28 protein-coding genes and 2 tRNA genes are annotated in these 23,104 nt (G+C 67.9%); 20 read left to right on the forward strand and 10 right to left on the reverse strand.

All coding sequences use genetic code 11. The features are described 5' to 3' along the window. Positions 1 to 183: hypothetical protein (locus ACNSN7_RS03520; protein WP_418280708.1), on the reverse strand; the 183-nt coding region annotated here is incomplete at its 3' end. 63 nt (positions 184 to 246) lie between these two features. On the opposite strand from ACNSN7_RS03520, the gene ACNSN7_RS03525 reads away from it, so the two are divergent. The 5 genes from ACNSN7_RS03525 (at position 247) to ACNSN7_RS03545 (ending at position 5,159) form a co-directional block, all read left to right on the forward strand. Then, complete coding sequence (locus tag ACNSN7_RS03525) at positions 247 to 1,041, forward strand: alpha/beta fold hydrolase (RefSeq protein ID WP_418280710.1); 795 nt, start codon at positions 247 to 249, stop codon at positions 1,039 to 1,041. A 420-nt stretch (positions 1,042 to 1,461) separates the two neighbouring features. Further along, positions 1,462 to 2,181 carry a DUF2391 family protein gene (locus ACNSN7_RS03530; RefSeq protein WP_418280712.1) on the forward strand — a complete coding sequence of 240 codons (720 nt, stop codon included), beginning with the start codon at positions 1,462 to 1,464 and terminating at the stop codon, positions 2,179 to 2,181. Positions 2,182 to 2,269: 88 nt separating this feature from the next. Beyond that, on the forward strand, positions 2,270 to 2,953 hold the full coding sequence (locus ACNSN7_RS03535) for a DUF2391 family protein (RefSeq protein ID WP_418280714.1): 684 nt from the start codon (positions 2,270 to 2,272) through the stop codon (positions 2,951 to 2,953). A gap of 79 nt (positions 2,954 to 3,032) precedes the next feature. After that, on the forward strand, positions 3,033 to 3,482 hold the full coding sequence (locus tag ACNSN7_RS03540; protein WP_418280715.1) for an Hsp20/alpha crystallin family protein: 450 nt from the start codon (positions 3,033 to 3,035) through the stop codon (positions 3,480 to 3,482). A 3-nt stretch (positions 3,483 to 3,485) separates the two neighbouring features. After that, positions 3,486 to 5,159, forward strand: a complete 1,674-nt coding sequence (locus ACNSN7_RS03545; protein WP_418280716.1) for an ABC1 kinase family protein — start codon at positions 3,486 to 3,488, stop codon at positions 5,157 to 5,159. Between the two features lie 47 nt (positions 5,160 to 5,206). Here ACNSN7_RS03545 and ACNSN7_RS03550 read toward each other — a convergent pair whose 3' ends face one another. Further along, on the reverse strand, positions 5,207 to 5,875 hold the full coding sequence (locus tag ACNSN7_RS03550; protein ID WP_418280717.1) for a TVP38/TMEM64 family protein: 669 nt from the start codon (positions 5,873 to 5,875) through the stop codon (positions 5,207 to 5,209). A 109-nt stretch (positions 5,876 to 5,984) separates the two neighbouring features. On the opposite strand from ACNSN7_RS03550, the gene ACNSN7_RS03555 reads away from it, so the two are divergent. Next, positions 5,985 to 6,359, forward strand: coding sequence for a DUF5830 family protein (locus ACNSN7_RS03555; protein ID WP_418280719.1), 375 nt, complete (start codon positions 5,985 to 5,987; stop codon positions 6,357 to 6,359). A 20-nt stretch (positions 6,360 to 6,379) separates the two neighbouring features. On the opposite strand, the gene ACNSN7_RS03560 is transcribed toward ACNSN7_RS03555, so the two are convergent. Beyond that, the gene (locus ACNSN7_RS03560) at positions 6,380 to 7,594 is read right to left on the reverse strand and encodes a DUF7115 domain-containing protein (RefSeq protein WP_418280720.1); all 1,215 of its coding nucleotides are present in this window, start codon (positions 7,592 to 7,594) and stop codon (positions 6,380 to 6,382) included. 128 nt (positions 7,595 to 7,722) lie between these two features. On the opposite strand from ACNSN7_RS03560, the gene ACNSN7_RS03565 reads away from it, so the two are divergent. Beyond that, positions 7,723 to 7,876: transfer RNA gene (locus ACNSN7_RS03565), tRNA-Met, on the forward strand. Between the two features lie 227 nt (positions 7,877 to 8,103). Next, entirely contained in the window at positions 8,104 to 9,408 is a 1,305-nt protein-coding gene (gene aspS / locus ACNSN7_RS03570) for an aspartate--tRNA(Asn) ligase (RefSeq protein WP_418280721.1), read from the forward strand. A 24-nt stretch (positions 9,409 to 9,432) separates the two neighbouring features. On the opposite strand, the gene udk is transcribed toward aspS, so the two are convergent. After that, the gene (gene udk, locus ACNSN7_RS03575; RefSeq protein ID WP_418280722.1) at positions 9,433 to 10,125 is read right to left on the reverse strand and encodes a uridine kinase; all 693 of its coding nucleotides are present in this window, start codon (positions 10,123 to 10,125) and stop codon (positions 9,433 to 9,435) included. A gap of 134 nt (positions 10,126 to 10,259) precedes the next feature. Between udk and ACNSN7_RS03580 the strand changes: the two genes are divergently transcribed. The 4 genes from ACNSN7_RS03580 to ACNSN7_RS03595 all read left to right on the forward strand — a co-directional run bounded on the left by ACNSN7_RS03580 (position 10,260) and on the right by ACNSN7_RS03595 (position 11,970). After that, positions 10,260 to 10,880 carry a CBS domain-containing protein gene (locus tag ACNSN7_RS03580; RefSeq protein WP_418280724.1) on the forward strand — a complete coding sequence of 207 codons (621 nt, stop codon included), beginning with the start codon at positions 10,260 to 10,262 and terminating at the stop codon, positions 10,878 to 10,880. Then, positions 10,877 to 11,464: a GNAT family N-acetyltransferase gene (locus tag ACNSN7_RS03585; RefSeq protein WP_418280726.1), complete on the forward strand. Its 588-nt coding sequence runs from the start codon at positions 10,877 to 10,879 to the stop codon at positions 11,462 to 11,464. Before ACNSN7_RS03580 ends, ACNSN7_RS03585 begins: the two co-directional genes overlap by 4 nt. 99 nt (positions 11,465 to 11,563) lie before the next feature. Continuing rightward, positions 11,564 to 11,637 (forward strand) — tRNA-Thr (locus ACNSN7_RS03590). Positions 11,638 to 11,766: 129 nt separating this feature from the next. Beyond that, on the forward strand, positions 11,767 to 11,970 hold the full coding sequence (locus ACNSN7_RS03595) for a hypothetical protein (protein ID WP_418280728.1): 204 nt from the start codon (positions 11,767 to 11,769) through the stop codon (positions 11,968 to 11,970). A 9-nt stretch (positions 11,971 to 11,979) separates the two neighbouring features. On the opposite strand, the gene ACNSN7_RS03600 is transcribed toward ACNSN7_RS03595, so the two are convergent. Together ACNSN7_RS03600 and dnaG are read right to left on the reverse strand one after the other, a co-directional pair. Then, entirely contained in the window at positions 11,980 to 12,537 is a 558-nt protein-coding gene (locus ACNSN7_RS03600; RefSeq protein ID WP_418280729.1) for a CinA family protein, read from the reverse strand. Positions 12,538 to 12,612: 75 nt separating this feature from the next. Further along, entirely contained in the window at positions 12,613 to 14,133 is a 1,521-nt protein-coding gene (dnaG, locus tag ACNSN7_RS03605) for a DNA primase DnaG (RefSeq protein WP_418280731.1), read from the reverse strand. 176 nt (positions 14,134 to 14,309) lie between these two features. Between dnaG and ACNSN7_RS03610 the strand changes: the two genes are divergently transcribed. From ACNSN7_RS03610 to ACNSN7_RS03645, 8 genes are all read left to right on the forward strand, one after another. Next, on the forward strand, positions 14,310 to 14,633 hold the full coding sequence (locus ACNSN7_RS03610; RefSeq protein WP_418280732.1) for a hypothetical protein: 324 nt from the start codon (positions 14,310 to 14,312) through the stop codon (positions 14,631 to 14,633). Beyond that, complete coding sequence (locus ACNSN7_RS03615) at positions 14,630 to 16,135, forward strand: sodium:solute symporter family protein (protein WP_418280733.1); 1,506 nt, start codon at positions 14,630 to 14,632, stop codon at positions 16,133 to 16,135. Before ACNSN7_RS03610 ends, ACNSN7_RS03615 begins: the two co-directional genes overlap by 4 nt. A 63-nt stretch (positions 16,136 to 16,198) precedes the next feature. Then, on the forward strand, positions 16,199 to 17,065 hold the full coding sequence (locus tag ACNSN7_RS03620; protein WP_418280734.1) for a YqcI/YcgG family protein: 867 nt from the start codon (positions 16,199 to 16,201) through the stop codon (positions 17,063 to 17,065). After that, positions 17,058 to 17,633, forward strand: coding sequence for a cysteine hydrolase family protein (locus tag ACNSN7_RS03625; protein WP_418280735.1), 576 nt, complete (start codon positions 17,058 to 17,060; stop codon positions 17,631 to 17,633). Before ACNSN7_RS03620 ends, ACNSN7_RS03625 begins: the two co-directional genes overlap by 8 nt. 116 nt (positions 17,634 to 17,749) lie before the next feature. Then, the gene (locus ACNSN7_RS03630; protein WP_418280737.1) at positions 17,750 to 18,508 is read left to right on the forward strand and encodes a coenzyme F420-0:L-glutamate ligase; all 759 of its coding nucleotides are present in this window, start codon (positions 17,750 to 17,752) and stop codon (positions 18,506 to 18,508) included. Between the two features lie 2 nt (positions 18,509 to 18,510). After that, positions 18,511 to 19,503: a 5,10-methylenetetrahydromethanopterin reductase gene (locus tag ACNSN7_RS03635; protein ID WP_418280739.1), complete on the forward strand. Its 993-nt coding sequence runs from the start codon at positions 18,511 to 18,513 to the stop codon at positions 19,501 to 19,503. A 70-nt stretch (positions 19,504 to 19,573) separates the two neighbouring features. Further along, a complete protein-coding gene (locus ACNSN7_RS03640; RefSeq protein ID WP_418280740.1) occupies positions 19,574 to 20,263 on the forward strand; it encodes a carbonic anhydrase in 690 nt (229 codons plus the stop codon). Positions 20,264 to 20,344: 81 nt separating this feature from the next. Beyond that, positions 20,345 to 21,568, forward strand: a complete 1,224-nt coding sequence (locus tag ACNSN7_RS03645) for an FG-GAP-like repeat-containing protein (RefSeq protein ID WP_418280741.1) — start codon at positions 20,345 to 20,347, stop codon at positions 21,566 to 21,568. A gap of 244 nt (positions 21,569 to 21,812) precedes the next feature. Here ACNSN7_RS03645 and ndk read toward each other — a convergent pair whose 3' ends face one another. From ndk to rpl7ae, 4 genes are read right to left on the reverse strand one after another with little or no spacing between them, the layout of a single operon-like run. After that, on the reverse strand, positions 21,813 to 22,292 hold the full coding sequence (ndk, locus tag ACNSN7_RS03650; RefSeq protein WP_418280742.1) for a nucleoside-diphosphate kinase: 480 nt from the start codon (positions 22,290 to 22,292) through the stop codon (positions 21,813 to 21,815). Continuing rightward, entirely contained in the window at positions 22,289 to 22,480 is a 192-nt protein-coding gene (locus tag ACNSN7_RS03655) for a 50S ribosomal protein L24e (protein WP_418280743.1), read from the reverse strand. Before ACNSN7_RS03655 ends, ndk begins: the two co-directional genes overlap by 4 nt. Before the next feature lie 3 nt (positions 22,481 to 22,483). Beyond that, positions 22,484 to 22,708 (reverse strand): 30S ribosomal protein S28e, encoded by a 225-nt coding sequence (locus ACNSN7_RS03660; protein WP_159484232.1) that lies wholly within the window; start codon positions 22,706 to 22,708, stop codon positions 22,484 to 22,486. Between the two features lie 6 nt (positions 22,709 to 22,714). Continuing rightward, positions 22,715 to 23,077 carry a 50S ribosomal protein L7Ae gene (gene rpl7ae, locus ACNSN7_RS03665; RefSeq protein WP_418280744.1) on the reverse strand — a complete coding sequence of 121 codons (363 nt, stop codon included), beginning with the start codon at positions 23,075 to 23,077 and terminating at the stop codon, positions 22,715 to 22,717. Positions 23,078 to 23,104 lie beyond the last annotated feature (27 nt).

The following is a 23,104-nucleotide window of genomic DNA, read 5'->3' on the forward strand; positions in this document are numbered from 1 at the left end:
ACCATCACCGTCCTCGTCACCATCACCGTCCTCGTCACCATCACCGTCCTCGTCACCATCACCGTCCTCGTCACCATCACCGTCCTCGTCACCATCACCGTCCTCGTCACCATCACCGTCCTCGTCACCATCACCGTCCCCGTCTCCGTCCCCATCCCCGTCCTCGTCCCCGTCCGTTTTCATCCGGAGCGTGCCGGACCGCACATGCGCGGTACGATTTATGTGTTCGACGCCGAATCAACCGATATGAATCGAGTCACGCATCACGGACGGGAGACGGCGTATCGGCGCTCCGACCGCGGTGGCGACGGGCCCACGGTCTGTTGTGTTCACGGGAGCGGCGGCACGAAGGCCGTCTGGAAGTCGCAGGCGCGCCTGTCGGACCGGTCTCCGATCGTCGCGCTCGATCTGTCGGGACACGGCGACAGCGACGACGTCGACGCGGAGCCGGGCGTGGAGACGCTGGAGGCGTACGCGGACGACGTCGTCGCCGTCGCGGAGGCGACGGAGGCGACGGTGTTGTGCGGAAACTCGCTGGGTGGCGCGGTGGCGTTGTGGGTCGCGCTCGAACGCGACCTTCCGCTCGACGGGCTGGTCCTCGCCGGGACGGGGGCGAAACTCGCCGTGTTACGTGACCTGTTGGACTGGCTCGCGAGAGACTTCGAGCGAGCCGTGGAGTTCCTCCACGGCGAGGACAGACTGTTTCACGACGCGGCCGCCGAGTACGTCGAACTGTCAAAGGCGACGATGCAGGAAACCGGACGGGCGGTCACGGAGCGGGACTTCCGGACCTGCCACCGGTTCGACGTTCGCGACCGGGTCGAGGAGATCGGGGTTCCGACGCTCGCGGTCGTCGGCGAGCACGACAAACTGACCCCGCCGCACTACCACGACTACCTCGCCGATCGGATCGACGACTGTACCCGCGTGGTCGTCGCGGACGCCGCACACCTCGCGATGATCGAGCAGCCGGCCGCGTTCAACGCGGCGGTCGCGGAGTTTCTGGATCGGGTCGGGAGTCAGCGGACACTCGAGGAGTAGGGCATCCGCAAAACGGCGCGAACCCCACGGCGAGTACCGCAGGGGACTGGCGAGTGGGCGTGGACGTATGGTCGGGTCGTCGACGGTCCAAGCGGTCCGAATCGGGACGGTTCGTCGGGGCGTCCTCGGACGCCCCCATCGATACCTCGTCGTCGCGTCGGCTTCGTTGGCTTCGTGTCTCCGATGACGGCGTTACTCACCTCGTGATACATGATAACACATGGCAGTATATAACTCATGCGACCGCGACAGTTCGTGCGGGCGTGCTCGGATTCTCGTCATCGAGGCCCTCTGACGGTCTCCATCGAGGTCCTCTGACGGTCCTATCAGTCCATGGCGTACTGCCACGACGTCGATCGAACGCCGGGGAGCAGCACATCCTTTATCGACCGGCTTCGAGACACGTTCGAGACACGTATCATGACGGGGTCACAGCACGGAGACGGGGGTCGGGGGGACGCGCCCGACGTACCGACCGGCGACAACTCGAAGCCGAGCGGAAACGACGGGCCGAACGGAAACGGCGGGCCGAACGGAAGTCCGGAGAATCCGAACATCGACGACCTGCTCGATAAGCTGGACGCGCTGGAGGCGACAGTGGACGACGACGCCGAGCGCCGGAAGGTCAGACAGACGATCGCGTTGGTCGAACGAATGCCGGGAAGCAAGGCGTTTACGACGCGTATCAGCAAGTACACCACGCGTGATATCGCGGAGTCGTTCGTCGGGGCGGTGATCTTCTCGCTTCCGCTGCTCGTGGAGGACGGCGTCTTCGAGATCGCCGAGTGGTTCCTGGCGACCGCGGTCGCGGGCGTTCCGGTGTTTTTCCTGGCCAACGTCGCGTTCGTTCTCGGGATGACCGCGGGCCTGCTCTATTACGCCGACTTCCGTGAGATCGAGATCACGAATCCGATCCTCGGGTTCGTTCCGCGTCGCTACGTCGGCGTGCTTGTCGTATCGCTGTGCACCGCGTTTTTCATGCTCCTGTTGTGGGGACGGCTCCACTCGGGGGATCCGACGACGATGGAGCAGTTGAGTCGAGTGACGGTTATCTGGGTCGTCGCCGCGTTCGGTGCGGCGCTCGGAGACATCCTCCCCGGCGAGTCGAGCGGCGAGGACATCAGCCAGGCGTTCGAGTAGGATCGGGGAGGCCTACCCCTCACCGACCCTCCCTCGTCGCACCGCCCGTGCCGACGCCTTTTACGTGGTCCCTTTCGACGGGGCAGGTATGAGCACGGACCGATCCGGTGGCATCGAGGGCGGCGGCGCTCGGGACGCGACCGATCCCGAACACCCCGACATCGACGACCTGCTCGATAAACTGGACACGCTCGAACGAACGGTCGATCATCCCCGCGAGCGGGAGAAGGTTCGCCAAACGATCTCCCTCGTCGAGCGGATGCCGGGCAGCGAAGCGTTCACGAAACGGATCAGCAAGTACACGGGACGCGACGTCGCGGAGTCGTTCGTCGGCGGAATCGTCCTCTCCCTGCCGTTGCTCGTGGAGGACGGCGTCTTCGACATCGCCGAGTTCTTCGTGTCGACGACGGTCGGCCCGGTCCCCGTGTTTCTGGTTGCCAACGTGACGTTCGTCGTGGTGATGACGTTCGGACTGTTGTACCACGCGGACTTCCGGGACGTGCGCGTCGAGAACCCGATCTTCGGCGTGGTCCCGCATCGATTCGTCGCGGTCTTGATCATCTCGTTCACCGTGGCGTTCTCGACGATGTTCCTGTGGGGGCGGCTTCACGAGGGCGACCCGTCGTCGGCGGAGGCGCTCGGCCGAGTCTCGGTGATCTGGGCCGCCGCCGCGTTCGGGGCCGCGCTCGGGGACATCCTCCCCGGCGAGTCGGAGGGGCGGGAACTCGGGGATCGCCTCGGCGATCTCGGCGACTCGTTCCGCGACGACTGAGTCGCGGCGACTCGACGGATGCCCACCGACCTGCCCTGCGTACCACACCTTTTTCGCCGCGGACGCCTAACACGTTCGTATGTCAGCGCTGCGCGACGCGCTCCGGGATCTCCCGGACGCGGTGTTTGCGGACCTGCTCGAATCCGACGACGCGTACGTTCTCGTCGTCGACCTCCCCGGAGCGACCGCCGAGACGACGGAGGTGCTCGCCGAGAACGGCCGCCTCGTCATCGAGGCGCGCCGAGAGAAGGCGACGCCCGACGGGTTCCGATACGTTCGCGAGGACCGCCCGCTGTTTCTCGACGCCGAGCTTCCGCTCCCGTCCGACGCCGACGGCGACGGAGCCGACGCCGAGATGGAACGCGGCGTTCTCGAAGTCACGCTCCCAAAACTGGAGGGTGGGGAGTCACGGCCGATCCCCATCGAGGGGGACGACGAAGCCGATGCGAACGGCGACGGAACGGGTACGAACGGCACCGATACGGGGGGAGACGGCGGCACGGAGGGCGGCGATGACGACGACGCCTGACGGGTGGTGACGCTGGTCGACCTCCGTTCGTACTGGCGGTTCTTGGTCGTCGTCCGGCGGTTCTCGCCGCTGATCGTCGCCTACTGGCGGGACCGAAAGCGCTTCCTGCTGGTCGGCGGGAGCCGTGAGGTCGACGAGGCCACGCAGCGCGAGCGGGCCGACGTCCTCCTCGACATCCTGCTCACGCTCGGACCGACGTTCATCAAGCTCGGACAGCTGCTGTCGACCCGACCGGACATCCTCCCGCCCGCGTACATCGACGTCCTCGAAGGGCTACAGGACGACGTTCCGCCCGCGCCGTGGGACGAGTCGAAACGGGTCCTCGAGGACGAGCTCGGTCCGCTCGACGAGACGTTCGACGATTTCGACACCGAGCCGATAAGCGGGGCCAGCCTCGGACAGGTGTACACCGCCCGGTACGAGGGTGCCGACGTCGCCGTGAAGATCCGTCGTCCGGGGATCGAGACGCTGGTCGAGGCGGACCTCCGGGCGATCCGCTGGTCGATCCCGATCGTGCGGCGCTTCATCGGCGGCGGCCGCGCGTTCTCGCTGGAGAACCTCTCCGACGAGTTCGCGAAGACGATCCGCGAGGAGATGGACTACCGTCGCGAGCGGGAGATGCTCGAGGAGATCAAAGCGAACGTCGCGGACAACGACCGGATTCGTGTCCCGAAGGCGTACGAGGCGGCGTCGGGCCCGCGGGTTCTGACGATGGAGTACGTCCCGGGAACGAAGATCAGTCGGATCGACGAACTCGACGCGGCCGGGCACGACCGCACCGAGATCGCGGGGATCCTCCAGCGGGTGTACCTCCAGATGATCGTCGACGACGGCGTGTTCCACGCGGACCCGCACCCGGGCAACCTCGCGGTCGCCGACGACGGCGCGGTGATCTTCTACGACTTCGGGATGTCCGGCCGGGTCGATCCGTTCGTCCAGGAGCGGATCGTCGACTTCTACGTCGCGGTGGCCAGACAGGACATCGACGCGATCCTCGACACGCTGATCGCGATGGGGACGCTCTCCCCGGAGGCGGACCGGGAGGTGATGGGCGACGTGATGGAACTCGCCATCGCGGACGCCCGCGGCGAGGACATCGAGCAGTACCGCGTCAACCAGATCATCGAGCAGGTGGAGTCGACCATCTACGAGTTCCCGCTGCGACTCCCGCGGAACCTCGCGCTCGTCTTACGGGTCGCCACCGTCGTCGAGGGCGTCTGTGTCACGCTCGACCCCGAGTTCGACTTCATCGCGACCGCGACGGAGTACCTCAAAGAGGAGGGATACTACGAGCAGACCGCCCGTGACCTCGCGGCGGACGCCGGCAGACAGGCTCAGCGGACCGCGGAGGCGCTGTTCACCGTGCCGCCGAAGGCGAACGACTTCCTCGACCGGGCCAACCGCGGGAACCTCCACGTCGACGTCACCATCGAGGACGACACGCACGTGCTGGACAAGCTTGCGATGCGGATCGCGTACTCCGTGTTGCTCGCGGTCGGCGTCCTCTCCGCGACGATCCTCTACTCCTTCGCCGACGAGTGGCGGCTCGCGCTCGTCGTGTTGGCGCTGTCCGCACCGCTCGCGGTCGCGCTGTACCGGTCGTTCCGAACGAAACGCGGCATCCGTACGAAACCGCAGTTCACCCGACAGGGGATGAAACGTCGTCGGGAGGAGTGAACGCGTCACTGCGGACGTTCCGTCGGCCGAGTCGCTCCCGGCGTTCCCTACGTCCGAACCGACCCCGGAGAACTCTCCCGCTTATACGCACGGTAGAACGGACCGGCGAGCAGCAGCGCGGCGACGCCGGCCATTCCGACGAACAGCGCCGGATCGAGCGACGAGAGATCGCCGCTGGCGAGCCGATCCGCGGAGACGCCGACCGCGACCCCCGCTATCACCCACGGCAACTCCCCGACTGCGGTACCGAGCAGAAACGGACGGAGTCGGACCGCGGCGACGCCCGCACCGATCGAGATCGCGTCGGACGGCATCGGGAGCAGTCGCGCCGCCGCGACCGTTCGCGCTCCGCCCGCCACGCCGACGAAGCGCTCTCCGGCGTCGGAGAGCCGACCGCCGACTCCCGCATCGGGGGCCGGAGTCGCCCGCCCCGCCCGGGCGAGCGCGTACGGCGGGAGCGCGGTCAGCGTCAACAGGACGACGCCGAACGGGACGCCGACCCAGCCGTAGCCGAACCCGACCGCGACGGCGACGAGCGTCGTCGGCCACGCGAGGAACGGACGAACGGCCGAGAGGACCACCAGCGCGATCCCGAATCGGAGCGGGTCGGCAGCGAACCACTCCACGGTCGCGAGCCCGACCGCCGGGGAGGTCAACCACGCCGCGGCGACGACGACGGCGAGAAGCGATCCGAGGGTGACGTACCGACGATTCACGGTCGTCGTGTGTTCCCGTCGGATAAACGCCTTGTGGGGCGACCCCGTCACCCGCGTCCCCACAACGCGCTCCCCGTGGTTTAAGGGGGCAGACCGCCTTCTCCCGGCCGTGACGGGGTCAACGAGCCGGTCGGAGAAACGCGAGCTCGGGGTGGCGCTGTTGGCGCACCTCGAACGTGGGGAGCTTTCGCTCCCGGAGGCGATGGACCGGATCGAGACCGTGACGACGAGCCCGTCGCTCGCCCGCGAGATCCTCGACGCCGCCGAGAAGCGGGGCGTCATCGATCGCGAGGAGGGCCGGCTCCGGGTTCGACGGGGCGGAACCTACGTCGATTTCGACGAGCAGGTCGTCACGCGCGAGGGTGAGTTCGACTGCCGGCGCTGCGGCTCGACGATATCGACCGGACACTTCGTCCGGCTTCCGGCCGGCGAGCTCGGTCCGTTCGGCTCGTCGTGCGTGCGGATGGTAACGGGAAGGGAGTGATCGGCGGTCGATGAGCCGGCTTATCGACCGCGACGGAGCTCCTCGATCAGTCGCTCGATGAGCTCGGTCTGTCGGTCCAGCCGCTCAGACTGTCGCTCGACGGCGTCCCGAAGCGCCGCGATCTCCGACGCGACGTCGTCGTCCTCGACGCCCGCGCTCTCGAACGGCGACCCCTCGAACGCATCGCCGGGATCCGCGGGCGTCCCGTCGTCGTTCGCCGGTTCCGACGTCGTCTCGACGCCCGCGATGTGTTGGTCGGTTCCGGCGTCCGGTCGGGCCGCGTCGGGAGCCGCCGAGACCGTCTCCGTTCCGTTTCCGTCGGTCGGCTCGCCGCCGAACTCGGCTCCGGGATCGCCGGCCAGCGGATCGGCCGGTTCGGCATCCCCCGTCGCGGCCTCGGCAACGGTCATTCCATCGGTCGTGCTCTCCGCGAGCTCCGACGCGTCTCCCGAAGCCTGCCGCGAGGCCCCGTCGATCGCTCCGTCCCCCGTCTCCGTCGCGGTCTCCGCGTCGGCGGCCGGCGACGCCGACAGCGGGTCGGGTCCGTCACCGAAGTCGGTCGGCCCCCCGGCCTCTTCGTCGTCGCCGTCGGCGGCTTCCGCGACGGTCAGCCGGAACTCCTCGACGCTGTCGACGTCGTGGAACTCACACACCGCGTCCGCGAGGGTCTCCTTGACCGCGCGAGCGGACTCGTTCGGGGCCTTGAACCGCTCCGAGCGCCCGGCGTGCGTGAGAACGACTGCGGTGGCGACGGTTCCCTCCTCGAAGTCGAGGCCGGTGAGATCGGCGTACGGGAACTCCTCGAACTCCTCGTCCCAAACGGCCGACCCGATGTGCTTGACCAGTCGGTGGCTCGTGACGATCAGCGTGAGTTCCGAAAATCGGAACGTACGGAGCACGGACTCGCCGGCCTGTGTCACGTTCCTGCCGGAGAGGATCCCGGCCAGAACCGGATGCAACGCGTCGTCGAGACGTTTCGTCGGCAGAGAGATGGTCTCCTCGCCGTCGAGGCCGTACCCCAACGTGAGCTTCGCCTTTCGTCGGCCCGTGGAGACGTCGACTCGTTCGACGTCGTGAGAGTACTCCTCGACCGTCTCGTCCGAGAGCAGCCCCTCGGCACGATACACGAGGGTTCGCGTCGGCGTGACGGCGAGCACGTCGTCCCCGCCGAGCGAGACCCTCGCGACGACGTCCTCGTCGTCGACCGCCCCCGCGAGTAGTTCGGGAAGGCTCATACGGCGAGTATTCCCCGGATCCGCCATAAATCCGCGGGGTCCGACTCCGATCGGCGTCCGTGCGAGGGCCTGACATCGTTGTACCGGATGAGAAGCTTAAAGAGTATCATCGCGGTACGTATCGATGAGGCCGGGTGGCTTAGCTGGACATAGCGCCGCACTCATAGGGTTCGGAGATTCGGTGCGGTGACGCCTTGGAAGCGTCCGCGTCCTTTCCGTGGCTCCGCCGAGCCTCGGACCTGGGACATGCGGAGATCGTGGGTTCGGAGCCCACCCCGGCCACTGTCCGTTTTCGATCGGAACCAGAACACCGAGGAGCGGCCGGGACCGATCGAAGGCGACGTCGCTCGTTCTGCTGACTACTCGACATGACATCACCGGGTAGCGGACCGAGTTCGGCTCAGCACCCCGCTCGACGACCGGCGAGCCGCCGGAGGACGCCCCTCGTCGACGCCGAGACGACAGGCCTATGACGGACGCGCGGCCAGATGCAGACAACTCACACGTCTATGATCGAGCGAATCCATACGTCGGACGTCGAACCGGACGCGGACGAGGTCGCCATCGCGGGCCACGTTCACGAGATCCGTGACCTGGGCGGGCTCGTCTTCCTCATCGTGCGCGACCGCGAGGGGCTCATCCAGGTCGTATTTAAAGAGGAGCGCGAACCGGAGCTGTTCGAGGCGGTACAGGACGTCGGTGCGGAGGACGTCGTCCGGATCGTCGGCGAGCCGATCGAAAGCGACCAGGCACCCGGTGGCGTCGAGCTCGCTCCGACCGAGTACGAGGTGCTCGACGAGGCGGAGTCGCCGCTCCCGCTGGAGATCTCCAAGGACGTCGACGTCGACCTCTCGACGCGGCTGGACAACCGCGGGCTCGACCTCCGGAAGCCGGCGGTCATCGCGGTGTTCACGCTGCGCTCGAAACTGATGACGGCGATGGAGGACTGGTTCGACGAGGAGGGGTTCGTCGACATCAAGACCCCGCGCATCTCGAAGGGCGGCGCGGAGGGCGGCGCGGAGCTGTTCCCCATCCTCTATTACAACCAGGACGCGTTCCTCTCGCAGAGCCCCCAGCTGTACAAGCAGATCCTGATGGCGGCCGGCTACGACGCCGTCTACGAGAACGGGACCGCGTTCCGCGCGGAGGACTTCGCGACCTCCCGTCACGTCTCCGAGATCGCGATGTTCGACGTCGAGTTAGCCTACATCGAGGACCACCACGACGTGATGGACGTCCAAGAGGAGTCGCTCCGCTACGCGCTGCGTGCGGCCGCCGAAGAGGCCGAACGCGAGCTCGACCTCCTCAACGTCGACCTGACGGTTCCCGAGGATGACTTCCCGCGGATCACCTTCGACGAGGCGCTGGACATCCTGGAAACGGAGTACGGACACTTCCCGGACGACCCGACGGATCTGGACACGAAAGGCGAGAAGCTGCTCGGCGAACACTTCGAGGAGCAGGGCCACCCCGCCTTCTTCGTCGTCGGGTACCCCGACGAGAAGTTCTACTACATGCAGGACGTCGAGGGCGACGAGATCGCCTCCCGGAAGTTCGACCTGATATATAAGGGACAGGAGCTCTCCTCGGGCGGCCAGCGCCAACACGACGTCGACGTCATGCGCGAGATAATGGCGGAGGAAGGCGTCGAAGAGTCGAACTTCGAGTTCTACCTTGAGGCGCTGAGCTTCGGGACACCGCCGCACGGCGGCTACGGGCTGGGGATCGACCGGCTCGTCCAGAAGGTCGCCGATCTCGACAACATCAAGGAGGCGATCATGTTCCCGCGCGACCCGAACCGGCTGGAGCCGTAGGCGTCGATCCCCCTGCCATGGCAACTACTCGCCGAGCTCCGGGGATCGCTCGGCGGCGAGTTCCGTCTCCAAACTCCCCCGCTCCCAGCTTCCGACCGCGTCACCGTCGACCTCCGCTTGCACCTTCTCCTCTAAGAGATTCACCGCCACGCTGTTTGCCCCCTCGGGAATGATGAGGTCGGCGTGTTTCTTCGTCGGCTCGATGAACTGCTCGTGCATCGGCTTGACCGTCGAGAGGTACTGGTCGATGACGCCCTCGAGGTCTCGGCCGCGGTCGACGACGTCGCGCTGGATCCGTCGGAGGATACGAACGTCTGCGTCCGTTTCCACGTACAGTCGGAGGTCCATCATTCCGTTTATCTCCTCGTCGTACAGCGCGAGGATCCCCTCCAAGACGATCACGTCCGTCGGCTCGACGGTGACCCGCTCGTCGCTCCGGTTGTGGACATCGAAGTCGTACTGTGGCATCCGGACGGACTGCCCTTCGAGCAGCGCTTCGAGCTGTTCACCCAGGAGGCTCCACTCGAACGCGTCGGGATGGTCGTAGTTGACCGCCTGTCGCTCTTCGAAATCGAGGTGCGAGAGGTCCTCGTAGTAGTTGTCGAGCGGGATCCGGGTGACCGCGTCGTCGACGTTGCGGGTGACGAGTCGTGACACCGTCGTCTTTCCCGCCCCGGTCCCCCCGGCGATCCCGATCACGAACGAGGGTATACTCATGTACGGATGTCGGACGGGTGCCGGTTTGAACCCTCCCTTTTTGCTCTCTGCGGACGCGAATTCGTACCTATGGTGTGAGACAGTATAACGGTGACGGGGGCAGGTTTTACCCGTTCCGTGTGGATCCGATACGCATGCGTACAGATACCACGGCAAACGACGTGATGCACAGGGAGTTTCTGGGGGTGAGTGAATCGGACACGCTGGCGGACGCCGCCCGATTGATGGTCGCCGAGGAGGCCGACTGCCTCGTCGTCGTGCGGGGCGGTGAGCCGGTCGGTCGGTTGGGATCGCGGGACGTCCTGGCTGCGGTGCTCGACGATGACGCCGCCGAGATCACCGTCGGTGCGGTGATGGATCCCCCGCTTCCACAGATCACTCCCGACGCGCCGCTCACGGCCATCGAGGAGCAGCTCATTTCCGAGGGGGCGGGTCGCGTGGTCGTGGTCGCGGACGGCGAGGCGGTCGGCGTCGTCACCGAACACGATGCGCTCGCCGCCGGAGCGACGCGGAACGCCGGCAGCCGTGACCCGGACGTGTCAGTCACCGCCGGAGTGGAACCCGAGCACGAGCTCGACGCGGAGTCGGCGGTCGACGCCGGAATGACCCGGGAGCGGGACCGGGCGATGACCGCGGAGATGACCGACGCGTCGGGCTCGCCGACTCAAGGCGTCTGTGAGGTGTGCGGCTCGCTCGCGCCGAGCCTGACGACCACGAACGGGCAGGTGGTGTGTTCCGACTGTCAACAAGTGTGACGCCGGCACACCCGCCGGGTGGCGGACCGAAGGCCGACCCGGACCACGTACGCGTCACCCCGGCGACGGCCGACGACATCGAGGCCGTCACCGACCGGTGGGTCGAACTGGCGTCGAGCCAGCGCGAGTACGGCTCCACCCTTCTGTCGGACGGAAACCGGGAGACCGTTCGAGACTCAGTCGCTCGAGGCGTCGTGACCGGCGAGCTGTTCGTTGCTCGCGACGACGCGGACCGGATCGTCGGGTTCGTCGGTTTCTCGCTCGATCACGGGGGACTCGACCGGGACCGCAGGCGTGGCGTCGTCGACAACCTCTACGTCGATCCGGACCGTCGCGGGGACGGGATCGGGTCGGCGCTGCTGTCGGCCGCGGAGCGAGCGCTTCGCTCGGCGGGTGCCACGGAGGTCGGGTTGGAAGCCATGACCGCGAACGACCGAGCCCGATCGTTCTACCGGAGCCACGGCTACGAACCGCATCGCGTGGTGTTGCGGAAACGCATCGACGAGGCCGAGATCGACGATGCGGACCACGACGGAGGCGATACCGGCGGAACGGACGGCGACGGGCCGACCGACGACGAGTGAGTCCCGACGGACCGATGACTGTCACGTCGGAAGCGACAATCACTCAAATCGCGTCGGAAGCGACAATCACTCAAAGGAGCACCGAGTACGACCGGTCGCGCCAGGGGAGCATGGGTGGTTCATGCACTCGACTTGTAATCGAGACTTCCGGGGTTCAAATCCCTGCCCTGGCTCTTCTCTCCTCATTTCGCCACTCCACTCATGGCGTCGTTGCCATGCCGCCACACCGTGACGGCGAACCAACCGCCTTCGACCGGGTGAGACGAGGATCCGCTTATTACGTCGCCACACGGACCGGTGGCATGGACGCGTCCGACGTTCCGTTCGTCGGGATCGCCGTGGTCGTCGCCGCGACGGTCCTCGCGGGAACGATCGCGGCCGGAGCGCTGTTCGGGTTCGATGAGTCGGTCGTCCGTCCGTTCGTCTTGCTCGCGGCGGAGCCGTTCGCGTGGATCGTCGTCGCCGCGCTGTTCGTCGCGGTCGTCGGCCACTCGTATCTCGACTGACGGCCGCCCTCAGTCCTCCCGCTCGCGGATCGACCGGACGAGTTCCCCGAGCGTTCGGTCGACGCTGCCGTGTTTCACGTCGTCGCGATCGCCGTCGATCAGCGCCCGCTCGCTTCTGACGAACGACTCGCCGGTCCCCCACGGCGCGGCGTACGCGACGCCGACGTAGACGAGCCCCGCCGGCTTGTCGCGGTCGCCACCGCCGGGACCGGCGATCCCGGTCGCGGAGACGCCCCAGGTCGTGTCCGCCCGGTCCCGTGCGCCCGCGGCCATCCGGCGTGCGACCGGCGCGCTGACCGCACCGTGTGCATCGAGCGTCTCGCGGTCGACTCCCAGCTCGCTTCGCTTGGCGTCGTACGCGTACGTGACGAACCCGCGATCGAAGTAGGCGCTCGATCCGGGGACGTCCGTGATCCGGGACCCGATCAGTCCGCCGGTGAGGGATTCGGCGACCGCGAGCGTCTCTCCACGATCCGTGAGAAGCGCTCCGACGACGGCCTCCGGCGGCACCGAGCCCACCCACTCGCCATCGATCAGTCGGCGGTCGTCCGCATCGCGTCCGCTCATGAGACGGATCGCGGTCCCGACCTGCTTGAAAGGTGTGGGATCGAGCGGTGAAACCGAGGCGGAGGCGCGGGACCGTCAGGCCTCGGCTCGAAGGTCGCCGACCGTCCGGACGCGCGTCCCGATCGGTCGCTTCACGAACTCGCCCACGCGGCGTCCGAACAGTTCGTTCACGCCACGTTGTGCCGCCACGTCGAGGAGCCGTTGGTCTATCTCCCCGTCCATGACGACGGTGTGGGGGGGTTCCGATGCGTCGGCGACGGCGTCGAACGCGTCGGCGACGGCGTCCTCCGAGAGCACGCCGAGCCCGTCGTCGAGGAGGCGTGCGACACCGCTTTCGGCGTCTATAACCTCCTGAACGTGCTCCTCGAGCGAGCGCGGCTCGTCGTCCAGCGAGTCGTCCTCACCCTCTAACTCCGAGTCGCCCTCACTCTCTCGCTCCGAGCCGTCCTCACTCTCCCGCTCCGAGTCGTCCTCGCCCTCCCGCACCGTACCGTCCCGCCCCGTATCATCGGCGTCGGAGTCGTCCCGTCCGACGTGGACCGACGTGGCCGTCGTCTCGCCGTTTTCCGTCGGGTCGGTGTCACGGGATCCACTCGACTCGCGAGCGGCACCGTCGTCGAGGGTGGCCTCGTGGCCGGACTCGCTCCCGTCCGTGTGCTCGGTGCGCGGCTCCGTGTCCTCTTCGTGGTCCCCCGCCGCGTCGTCGCTCGCCGAGCTCGAGCCATCGGTTCCGACTCGCCCCCGCCGACCGGCCGGATCGACGTTCTCGACGGCCTCGCGGAGGTTCGATTCGCCGGAGAGCGTCTCGTAGGGGACCTTCCCGCGCAGCGCCTCGAAGACGGCACCGCGATCGAGGTCCTCGACGGACTCGCCGGGCGGGGCGAACGCGACGTAATCGACGTCGCCGACCTGCGCGAGCTCGCGAAGGATCAGCTCCCCGCCGCGGTCGCCGTCGAGGAACGCGGTGACGGTTCGGTCCTGCGTCAGTTCGGCGACCGCGTCGGGGACGTTCGTCCCCTCGACGGCGACCGCGTTTTTGATTCCTCCCGCAAGCAGCGTGAGCACGTCCGCACGCCCCTCGACGACGATGACGGCGTCGGAATCGCCGACGCGTGGGCCCGCGGGAAGTCCCTCGTAGTCGACGATTCCCTCGACGCGAGCGGCGTCGCGGACCTCCGCTAACACGTCCGTACTCGCCAGGTTGGTCTCCTCGAACCCGTCAGCGATCAGCTCCTTCGCGCGCTCGACGACCTCGCGGCGCTTGGCCGCACGGACGTCCTCGATACCGGTCACCTCGACGGAGGCGTGACATGGACCGATCCGGTCTATCGTTTCGAGCGCCGCCCCGAGGATCGCCGTCTCGACTTTATCGAGACTCGAGGCAACGGTCACCTCGCCGAACGACTGCCCGTTCTCGGACTCGACCGCGACGTCGATCCGTCCGACCTTCGAGGACTCCTGTAAGTCCCGAAGGTCGAGCTCCTCGCCGAGCAGTCCTTCCGTCTGTCCGAACACCGCGCCGACGACGTCGCTTCGTTCCACGACGCCGTCGGCGGCGATCGTCGCGTGGATCAGGTATTTTTCCGTGTCTTTCATGAGTGATTGTAATGGTGATTGGGCGACGCGAGCCGCCCGGAGTTTATGTACTGCACTTCCAGCAAAATACCTATCGCACTTCCTCCGACCCGACGCTATGAAGATGTTTTTTCTTCATAGATGCTGTTCGTTCACTACCGATAGATTTTAGAGCGCTGTAAGATGTTTTAGTTGTAATGAGTCGCACGGGGAGAGACGTGGTGTGGATACCGGTGTTCGTGATACTCGTCGCGTTCGCAGTACCGTGGCCGTTGTGGGGCGTCGACACCGTCGCCGCCGGACTTCCGGTGTGGGTTTGGTGGCATATCGGCTGGCTCGGACTGTGTAGCGTCCTCTTTTACGGGTTCGTCGCGAGCGGCGCGTGGGAACGCGGGATGGGGATCGATCCCGACGGGCCGGACGCCCCGACGGGGTCACCGACGACGGCGACGGCGGAGACGAGGGGCGGACCGGCGGGCGAGGGACAGGAGCGCGATCGAAACGGGGGCGAGTCGCGATGACCGCCCCCGCTCAGCTCGGAGCCATCCCGCTCCAGATCGGGGACGTCACAGTTCAACTCGGCATCGTCGTCACCTACCTGCTCGTCGCGCTGGCGATCGGGCTGCTCGCGTATCGAGTCGCCGAGTCGACCGCCGAGGACTACTACCTCGCGAACCGATCGATCGGCACGCTCGTGTTGTTGTTCACGACGTTCGCCACGTTGCTGTCGGCGTTCACCTTCTTCGGCGGGCCGAACCTCGCGTATCAGGCGGGTCCCGAGTGGCTGATCGTAATGGGAGCGTTGGACGGCGTCCTCTTTGCGGTACTGTGGTACGTCATCGGCTACAAACAGTGGTTGATCGGGAAGCGAAACGGGTACATGACGCTCGGCGAGATGCTCGGCGATCGGTTCGGCTCGCCCGGACTCCGCGCGCTCGTCGCCGGCGTGAGCCTCATGTGGCTGTTCCCGTACGTCATGCTCCAACAGATGGGTGCCGGAGAGGCGATCGTCGGACTCTCCGGGGGGGCGGTCCCGTACTGGGGGGGCGCGGCGCTCATCACCGCGTTCATGATCGCCTACGTCGCGCTCGCAGGAATGCGCGGCGTCGCGTGGACCGACACGGTTCAGGGGCTGTTCATGCTCTCGATCGTCTGGATCGCTGTGGTCTGGGTGCTGTCGGCGGTCGGCGGGCTCGAGGCGGCGACCGGTTCGATGCTGGCGGCGCGTCCCGACTTCGGGAGCTTCGGCGGCGGGCTGTACACGCCCGGATTCATCATCTCGACGGCGATCACCATCGCGTTCGGCGTGACGATGTTCCCGCAGATCAACCAGCGCTTCTTCGTCGCCGAGAGCGAGACGGTCCTGAAGCGGTCGTTCACGCTGTGGCCCGTGCTCGTTCTGCTCCTCTTCGTTCCCGCGTTCATGATCGGTTCGTGGGCGGTCGGCATGCCGATCGACGTACCGGAGGGGGCGAACGTGCTCCCGGTCGTGTTAAACGAGTACACGCCGCTGTGGTTCGCGGCGCTCGTGATCGCGGGCGCGATGGCGGCGATGATGTCGTCGTCCGACTCGATGCTGCTGTCGGGATCGTCGTACTTCACCCGCGACCTCTACCGCCCGTTCGTCAACCCCGACGCCTCCGCGCGGCGCGAGGCGTGGCTCGCGCGGATCGGCGTCGCCGTCTTCGCGACGCTCGCGTTCCTCGCGAGCCTGTTCCGGCCGGGAACGCTGATCGAGGTCGGCGACACCGCGTTTTCGGGATTCGCGCTGCTCGCGCTCCCGGTGATCTGCGCGCTGTACTGGGACCGGACGACCCGCGACGGGATGGTCGTCGGCGTCGTCGTCCCGCAGCTTCTCTACCTCGCGCTCGTGTTCGTGCCGGCGCTCCCGCGGAGCTACCTCGGCTGGGACTACGCGCTCGGACTGATGGTCCTCTCCGCGGTACTCACCGTCGGCGTCTCGCTGCTCACGTCGCCGACCGTCGACGGCGACGCCTCCCGATTCGTGGTCACGAGCGACTGAACACGTCGGCACCGTCGAGCGCGAGGTCGAAAACGCAAAGCCCGTCCGCCCCTGATACGGCGCATGAACGAGCCCGGAACCGAGGGCGTGCTGTTGGACCAATCGACGCTCCACGATCGGCTTGACGGCGCGCCCGACTGGCTACGGGAGCACTACCGGACGTTCCGCGAGTCGATGCTCGGCGAGCACGACGGCTCGCCGTTCCCCTGCTACTTCGGGATCGAGGTCGAGCGGGAGGGGGAGCTGTTGTACGCCGCCTGTGAGTCGACGACCGATCCGACCGCCCTGCTGCGGTTCCGCGACGTCCTGCTGGAGTATCTGGACACCTACGAGGACCACGCCGACCGCGCCCCGCTGGCCGTGTTCTTCCGACCGCCCGAGGGCGACCCCGGGGAGGCCCACTACCACGAGCGGCTGTGGCACGTCCTCGAGTTCCTCCACGTTCACGATCCGGAGCCGTGGCCCGCAGAGATCCCGACCGATCCGGACGACCCGCATTGGGAGTTCAGCTTCGGCGGCGAGCCGCTGTTTCCCACCTCCCGAGCCCCCTTTTACGACGAGCGACGGAGCCGGTTCTCTCCGGTCGGGCTGGAGATAACCTTTCAGCCCCGCGCCGTCTTCGAGGGGATCACGGCGGACACCGAGGCCGGCCAGCAGGTCCGCGAGGTGATCCAGTCACGGATGGGCGAGTACGACGGCGTCTGTCCCCACGCCGACCTCGGCGACTGGGGGATGGATGGCGACCGCGAGTGGAAACAGTACCTGTTCCGGGAGGACGACGACGCCAGCCCGGACGCGTGTCCGCTACGCCCGACCCGTGACCACCCGAAGGCACCCCCGGAGCTGCTCGAACGCGGGGCGTGGCGGCGGATCGGCGGCGGGCGGACCGACTCCGTCACCCACCGAGCCGCGAGCGTCGGCGATGACTGACGGAGTCGCCGTCGGCGACGCCGTCCTCCTGCTCGTCGACTTCCAGACCGGGTTCGACGACCCCGCCTACGGCGAGCGCAACAACCCGGGGGCGGAGACGACGGCCGCCTCCCTCCTGACCGCGTGGCGCGAGCACGACCGACCGATCGCCCACGTCCGCCACGCCTCCACCGAGCCCGACTCCCCGCTTCGCCCCGACGGGCCGGGGTTCGCGTGGAAGCCGGAAACGGCACCGCTCGACCACGAGCCGGTCTTCGTCAAGTCGGTCAACGGCGCGTTCGTCGACACCGGGCTCGACGAGTGGCTCCACGAGCGGGGGTACGGAACGCTCGTCGTCTGCGGGCTCACCACCGACCACTGCGTCTCGACGACCGTGCGGATGGCCGAGAACCGCGGCTACGACGTCGTCGTCGTCGCGGACGCCACCGCGGCGCACGAGCGGACCGCCCACGACGGCGGCACGGTGGACGCCGAGACCTCCCACCGCGTCGCGCTCGCTCAGTTACGAGGCGAGTTCGCGACCGTCGTCGACGCCGCGACGCTGCTCGATGCGGAACGGGTGGCGTGACCGCGACGACCGCAACGACCGCGACGGCTCCGCCGGCCGCGACCGGGAGCGACTGGGCACCGTCAAGCCAGCCCGGTACCGGCGACGTTTTTGGGCGGCGACACGCACGCATCGGTATGGAGCTGTTCGCCGTTCCGGGCCTCCCGGAGATCCGGGAGGGGGACGACCTCGCCGCGATGGTCGACGAGCGCGTCGACCTCCGGCCCGACGACGTCGTCTGCGTCGCCAGCACGGTCGTCTCCAAGGCGGAGGGACGCGTCTTCGATCTCGACGAGTTCCCGCCGAGCCCGCGCGCGAACGAGATCGCCGACCGGCTCGCGGAGCGCTCCGGCGAGGAGAAGGACTCCCGGTTCGCGCAGGCGGTCCTCGAGGAGTCGACGGAACTGATCATGGAGACCCCGTTTCTCCTCACCGCAACCCGGTTCGGACACATCGGCGTTAACGCGGGGATCGACCGGTCGAACGTCCCCGGCGGCGACCTGCTGTTGCTCCCGAAGCGACCGTCGGAGAGCGCGGCGCGGATCCGCGAGGGGCTGTCGGCCGACCGCGTCGTCGTCACCGACACCTGCGGCCGCCCGTTCCGACACGGACAGCGCGGGGTCGCGATCGGCTGGGCGGGACTGCCCGCGAGCCGCGACTGGCGGGGCGAGCGCGACCGCGACGGCCGCGAGCTCGGCGTCACCGTCCAGAACGTGATCGACGAGCTCGCGAGCGCCGCCAACCTCGTCGCCGGCGAGGGCGCGGGCGGGACGCCCGTCGTCGTCGTCCGCGACTGGGCGTTCGGCGATCACGACGGATCGGACAGCCACTTCCGCGAGGTCGAGGGCGACTTCGTCCGGCAGGCGCTCCGGGAGTGGGACTACGAGGACTCATAAGCATGCTCGGCATCGAACTCACTCCCGAACACGACCTGCATCGCCTCGTCGACCTCGGCGTCCGCGCCGAGGAGGCCGGCTACGACGCCGTCTACTCGACGTGTCACTACAACAACCGCGACCCGTGGGCGTTCCTCTCCCGGCTCGCCGCCGAGACCGACACCGTACGACTCGGTCCCGGCGTCGCAAACCCCCACGAGACCCATCCCGTGACGCTCGCCTCGAAGGTCGCCACGCTCGACGAGGCGTCCGAGGGACGCGCCGTTCTCGGGATCGGACCGGGCGATCCCTCCACGCTCCGAAACCTCGGACTGGCGGACCAGCGCGGACTCCGGTCCGTGTTGGAGGCGTTTAAAACTGCTCAGCGGCTGTGGGCCGGCGAGCGGGTCGATCACGACGGAACGTTCGACGCGAACGGGGCGGGGCTCAACTACGAGCCGCCCCAGGGCGCGGCGATCCCGGTCCACGTGGGCGGCGAGGGGCCGCACATGTGCCGAATGGCGGCGAAACACGCGGACGGGCTCCTGTACAACGGGTCGCATCCGGCCGACCTCGCGTGGGCCCGCGAGCAGGTCGACGACGGGCTGGGCGATAGACCCGACTCCCGCGGGGAGTTCGACCTGATCGCGTACGCCGCGGTCAGCGTGTCTGCGGACGGCGAGGCCGCACGGGAGGCGGCACGCCCGCCGGTCGCCTTTATTACCGCCGGCGCGGCACCGCCCGTCCTGAAGCGCCACGGGATCGACGCGGCGACCGCCGAGGCGATCGGCGACCACGTCGCCGCGGGCGAGTTCTCGGCCGCGTTCGAGCGCGTGACGCCCGACATGATCGACGCGTTCTGTATGGCCGGGACGCCCGAGGCGGTGCGCGACCGCGCGAGCGACGTCGCCGCGCACGCTGACGGGCTCGTGGTCGGCTCCCCAATCGGCCCCGACCTGGAGGCGAGCGTCGACCTCGCGGCCGACGCCGTGGACGGGCTGTTCGCGACCGAGTGAGTCGACGTCGACCGCGGGAGCGACCGCCGCGTATCTGGACCCTTTTAGTCCGCTCGCGAGGAGCGTCGGTATGGTCAACCGGCTGCTCGACACGCTGATCGATCGCAACGACGAACACGTCGCGTCGCTCTCGGCGACCGCGTTCGACGACTGTCGCGACACGCAGCGCCCGCCCGTCGTCTCCGTCTGCTGTTCCGACTCACGGGTCTCTCAAGAGGGGATGTGGGCGACCGATCGGCCGGGGTTTCTGTTCACCGCGGGAAACATCGGGAACCGGGTGCGCGACGACGTCGACGGGACCGCGGTGCTCGACGGGAGCGTCGCCTACCCGCTTCGATACGCGGACACGGACGTGCTCGTCGTCGTCGGTCACACCGGCTGCGGAGCGATCGGTGCGGCGCTGACGGCCGCAAGAACGGGCGAACTCCCCAACGAACCCGGCGTCCGTGCCGACGTCGAGGAGCTCGTTCCGGTCGTCGAGGCGGGGCTCGATCACCCAGCTGTCGACGCCGACGCGCCCGCCGACGAGGTTCACGATCCGCTCGTCGAGTACAACGTCCACGAGCAGGTCGCGTTCGCACGGGACAGCGACGAGGCATCGGACGCCGACGTCTACGGCTTCGTGTACGACTTTCACGGGTCGTACGGCGACCGCGACGGAGCCGTGTACCTCGTGAACGTCGACGGCGAGCGCGACGTGGACGCGCTCCACGACGTCGTCGACGACGAACACGCCGACCACGTCGCGAGCCTTCTGTAACGCGGCGGCGTTCGCTGGGCGTCCGTGACGGTGGGTCCCGCATCCGACAGCGGTATGCCCGCGAGCGTCCAAACGGGTCCAATGGACCGGCGCGTTCTCTTCGCGACCCTGATCGTGTTCGCCGGCGGTGCCGCCGGCGTCGGCGTCTCCGTCTTCGCGTTCGTCGGCCTCGACGACGCGACGGCGGACACCGAGATCCTCTGGCAGTCGGATCCCGCCGACGGCGACGACGGGAGCGGCGCGGTCGTCGCGACCGTCGACGGCGATCCGTACGTACTCCAACTCGCGGCGGATAGGGACGCCGCCGGAACCGCGATCCGAGCGATCGACGCGGACGGAACCGTCGCGTGGACTGCGCCGCTCCCCGACGGCATCGACGCGGACGGGGCGAGCGATCTCGTCGTCGGCGAGTTCGACGGCGATCCGGTCGTCGCGCTCACGACACACGACGGGCGACTGGTCGCACGCTCCGCCGTCGACGGAGCCGAACGCTTCGTCGTCCCGATCGGCGGGGACGGCGGACTCGCACCCGCCTTCATCGACCGCACCGGCGACGGCACGAACGCCCTCGTTGCGGTCCACGACGCCGGCGGAGTGATAGGGGTCGACGCGGCGGGAGAAACGACGTTCGAGACGGAACTCGACGGCGACGGCGCGTTGCGACCGCTTGCGATCGCGGGCGACGAGTCCGCCACTCCCGACGACACCGCCCTCACCGGCGTCGGCATCGCGGTCCTGACCGAGGACGTCGACGGACAGCGGGTCACCGTCGTCGACGGGTCGGGGGACGTGGTCTGGACGGAGCGGACGGACGGGACCGCACTCGGGTGGACCGCGGTCGACACCCGTCGCGGAGCGGTCCTCGCGCTCGGCGGCGCGGGCGGTACCCTGACCACGCTGGAGGCGGTCGACGGCTCGCTCCGCTACGAAGTCGGGTTACAGGACGTGCCGGTCGACGTCGGAGCCGCGGACGCCGGCCGGATCCACGTCGGCGGCACCGGCGACGTGTGGGCCGTCGACTCGTTGGACGGCGAGGTGGTCTGGAAACAGCAGTACGGCGGCGAGACACGGGTGAACGCGCCGGCGGTCGGCGACCTCACCGGCGACGGGACGCCGGACGTGATCGCCGTGAACCGCGGCGGTGAGCTGCTCGGGATGAACCGCAACGGCGAGGCCGTCGCTCGGGGGAGCGTCGGCGACGAGGTCGTGTACGCGAACCCGATGGCGGCGGACCTGACCGGTGACGGACGCGAGGAGGTCCTCGTGGTGACCGAGCGCGGAAGCGTGATCGCGGTGGCGACGTAGCGACCACGGGCGTGCCCGCGGGTCACGGCCCGACGACGGACCGTTCTCGAGATCGAACTCTCACATGGAACCGAGACGGAGAAACCGACCGACTCGACGGCGACGATCTGTTCGTTTCACCGGAAACACGGTGTGTCGGGAGAGCGACCGCTATCGACGGTACAGGGTCGGAAGACGGGGGTCGGAAGACGGGGGTCGGAAGACGGGGGTCGGAAGACGGGGGTCGGAAGACGGGGACGACCGGTTAGTGGTCCTCGTCCTCGTACACCCACGCGGCGGTGTCGAGGCCGTAGTCGACGAGCTCCTCGTCGTCGAAGAACAGGTCGATCTCGCGTTCGTTTGCGCCCTCGTCCTCGTGATCGGACGCGTGGATCACGTTGTGGCCGAGATCCAGTCCGAAGTCGCCGCGGATCGTGCCCGGTGCGGAGTCGGCGGGGTCCGTCTCGCCGACCATCGCGCGGACCTGACGGGTCGCGTCCGCGCCCTCCCACACCATCGCGAAGACGGGGCCGGAGGTGATGAACTCGACGAGCCCGTCGAAGAACGGTTTGTCCTCGTGTTCACCGTAGTGTTCGTGGGCGAGCTCCTCGTCGATCCGCATGAATGTGCCGCCGACGAGCTTCAGGCCGCGGTCCTCGAATCGGGAGACGACCTCGCCGATGAGGCCGCGCTGGACGCCGTCGGGCTTGACCATCACGAAGGTGCGCTCGTCGTGGTGGCTCATTCCTCGCCGCCCTCCGAGCGACCCTCCTCGGTCCACTCGAGATCACGTGCCTCGCGGCCGAGGAAGTAGTTCTTCTCCGCCTTCGAGTCGACGAAATGGAGGATGGTGCCGTCGGTCTTGACGAACATCGTTCCCGTGCCGGGCTCGATCTCCTCGCCGCTGAAATCGCAGGTGCGTTTCTCGACCATCCGTTATCGTCCTCCGATGGAGTCGGCGTCACGCTGGGTCTCCCGGAGCTGGAGCACGTCGCCCAGCCGGACGGGGCCCAGGACGTTTCGGGTGATGATACGCCCCTGGTTCGATCCTTCCTGGATGCGGCATTTGACCTGCATGGCCTCGCCGTGCATCCCGGTCTTGCCGACGACCTCGATCACCTCGGCGGTGGTCGAGTCGCCGATGCCCTCTTCTGCGCTCATGGTGGGTTATCGGAGTTCCTCGACCTTCTCCGCGATGTCCTCGACGTCGTCGGCGGCGTCGCCGGCGTCGACGACTGCGGCGGCGGCCGAACCGACTTCGAGGCCTGCGGCGTGGCCGACCTCGTCCTGCGTGTCGATGAAGACGACCGAGATGCCCTTCTCCTCGGCGAGTTCGGGGAGGTGCATCACGATCTCCTCGGGGGAGACGTCCTCGGCGACGAAGACGAGCTTGGCGTTGCCGCGCTCGACGGACTTCGTGGTCTCGTTCGTTCCTTTCTTTACGGTACCGGTGTCTCGGGCGACCTCGAGAGCCTCGAGGGCTCGCTCGGCGAGGTCGGCTGGGGTGTCGTAGTCTACGTAAACTGCCATGTGTTGTTCACCTATCCTCCACGTGGG

The organism is Halorubrum rarum, assembly GCF_048380895.1.
GTDB lineage: Archaea > Halobacteriota > Halobacteria > Halobacteriales > Haloferacaceae > Halorubrum.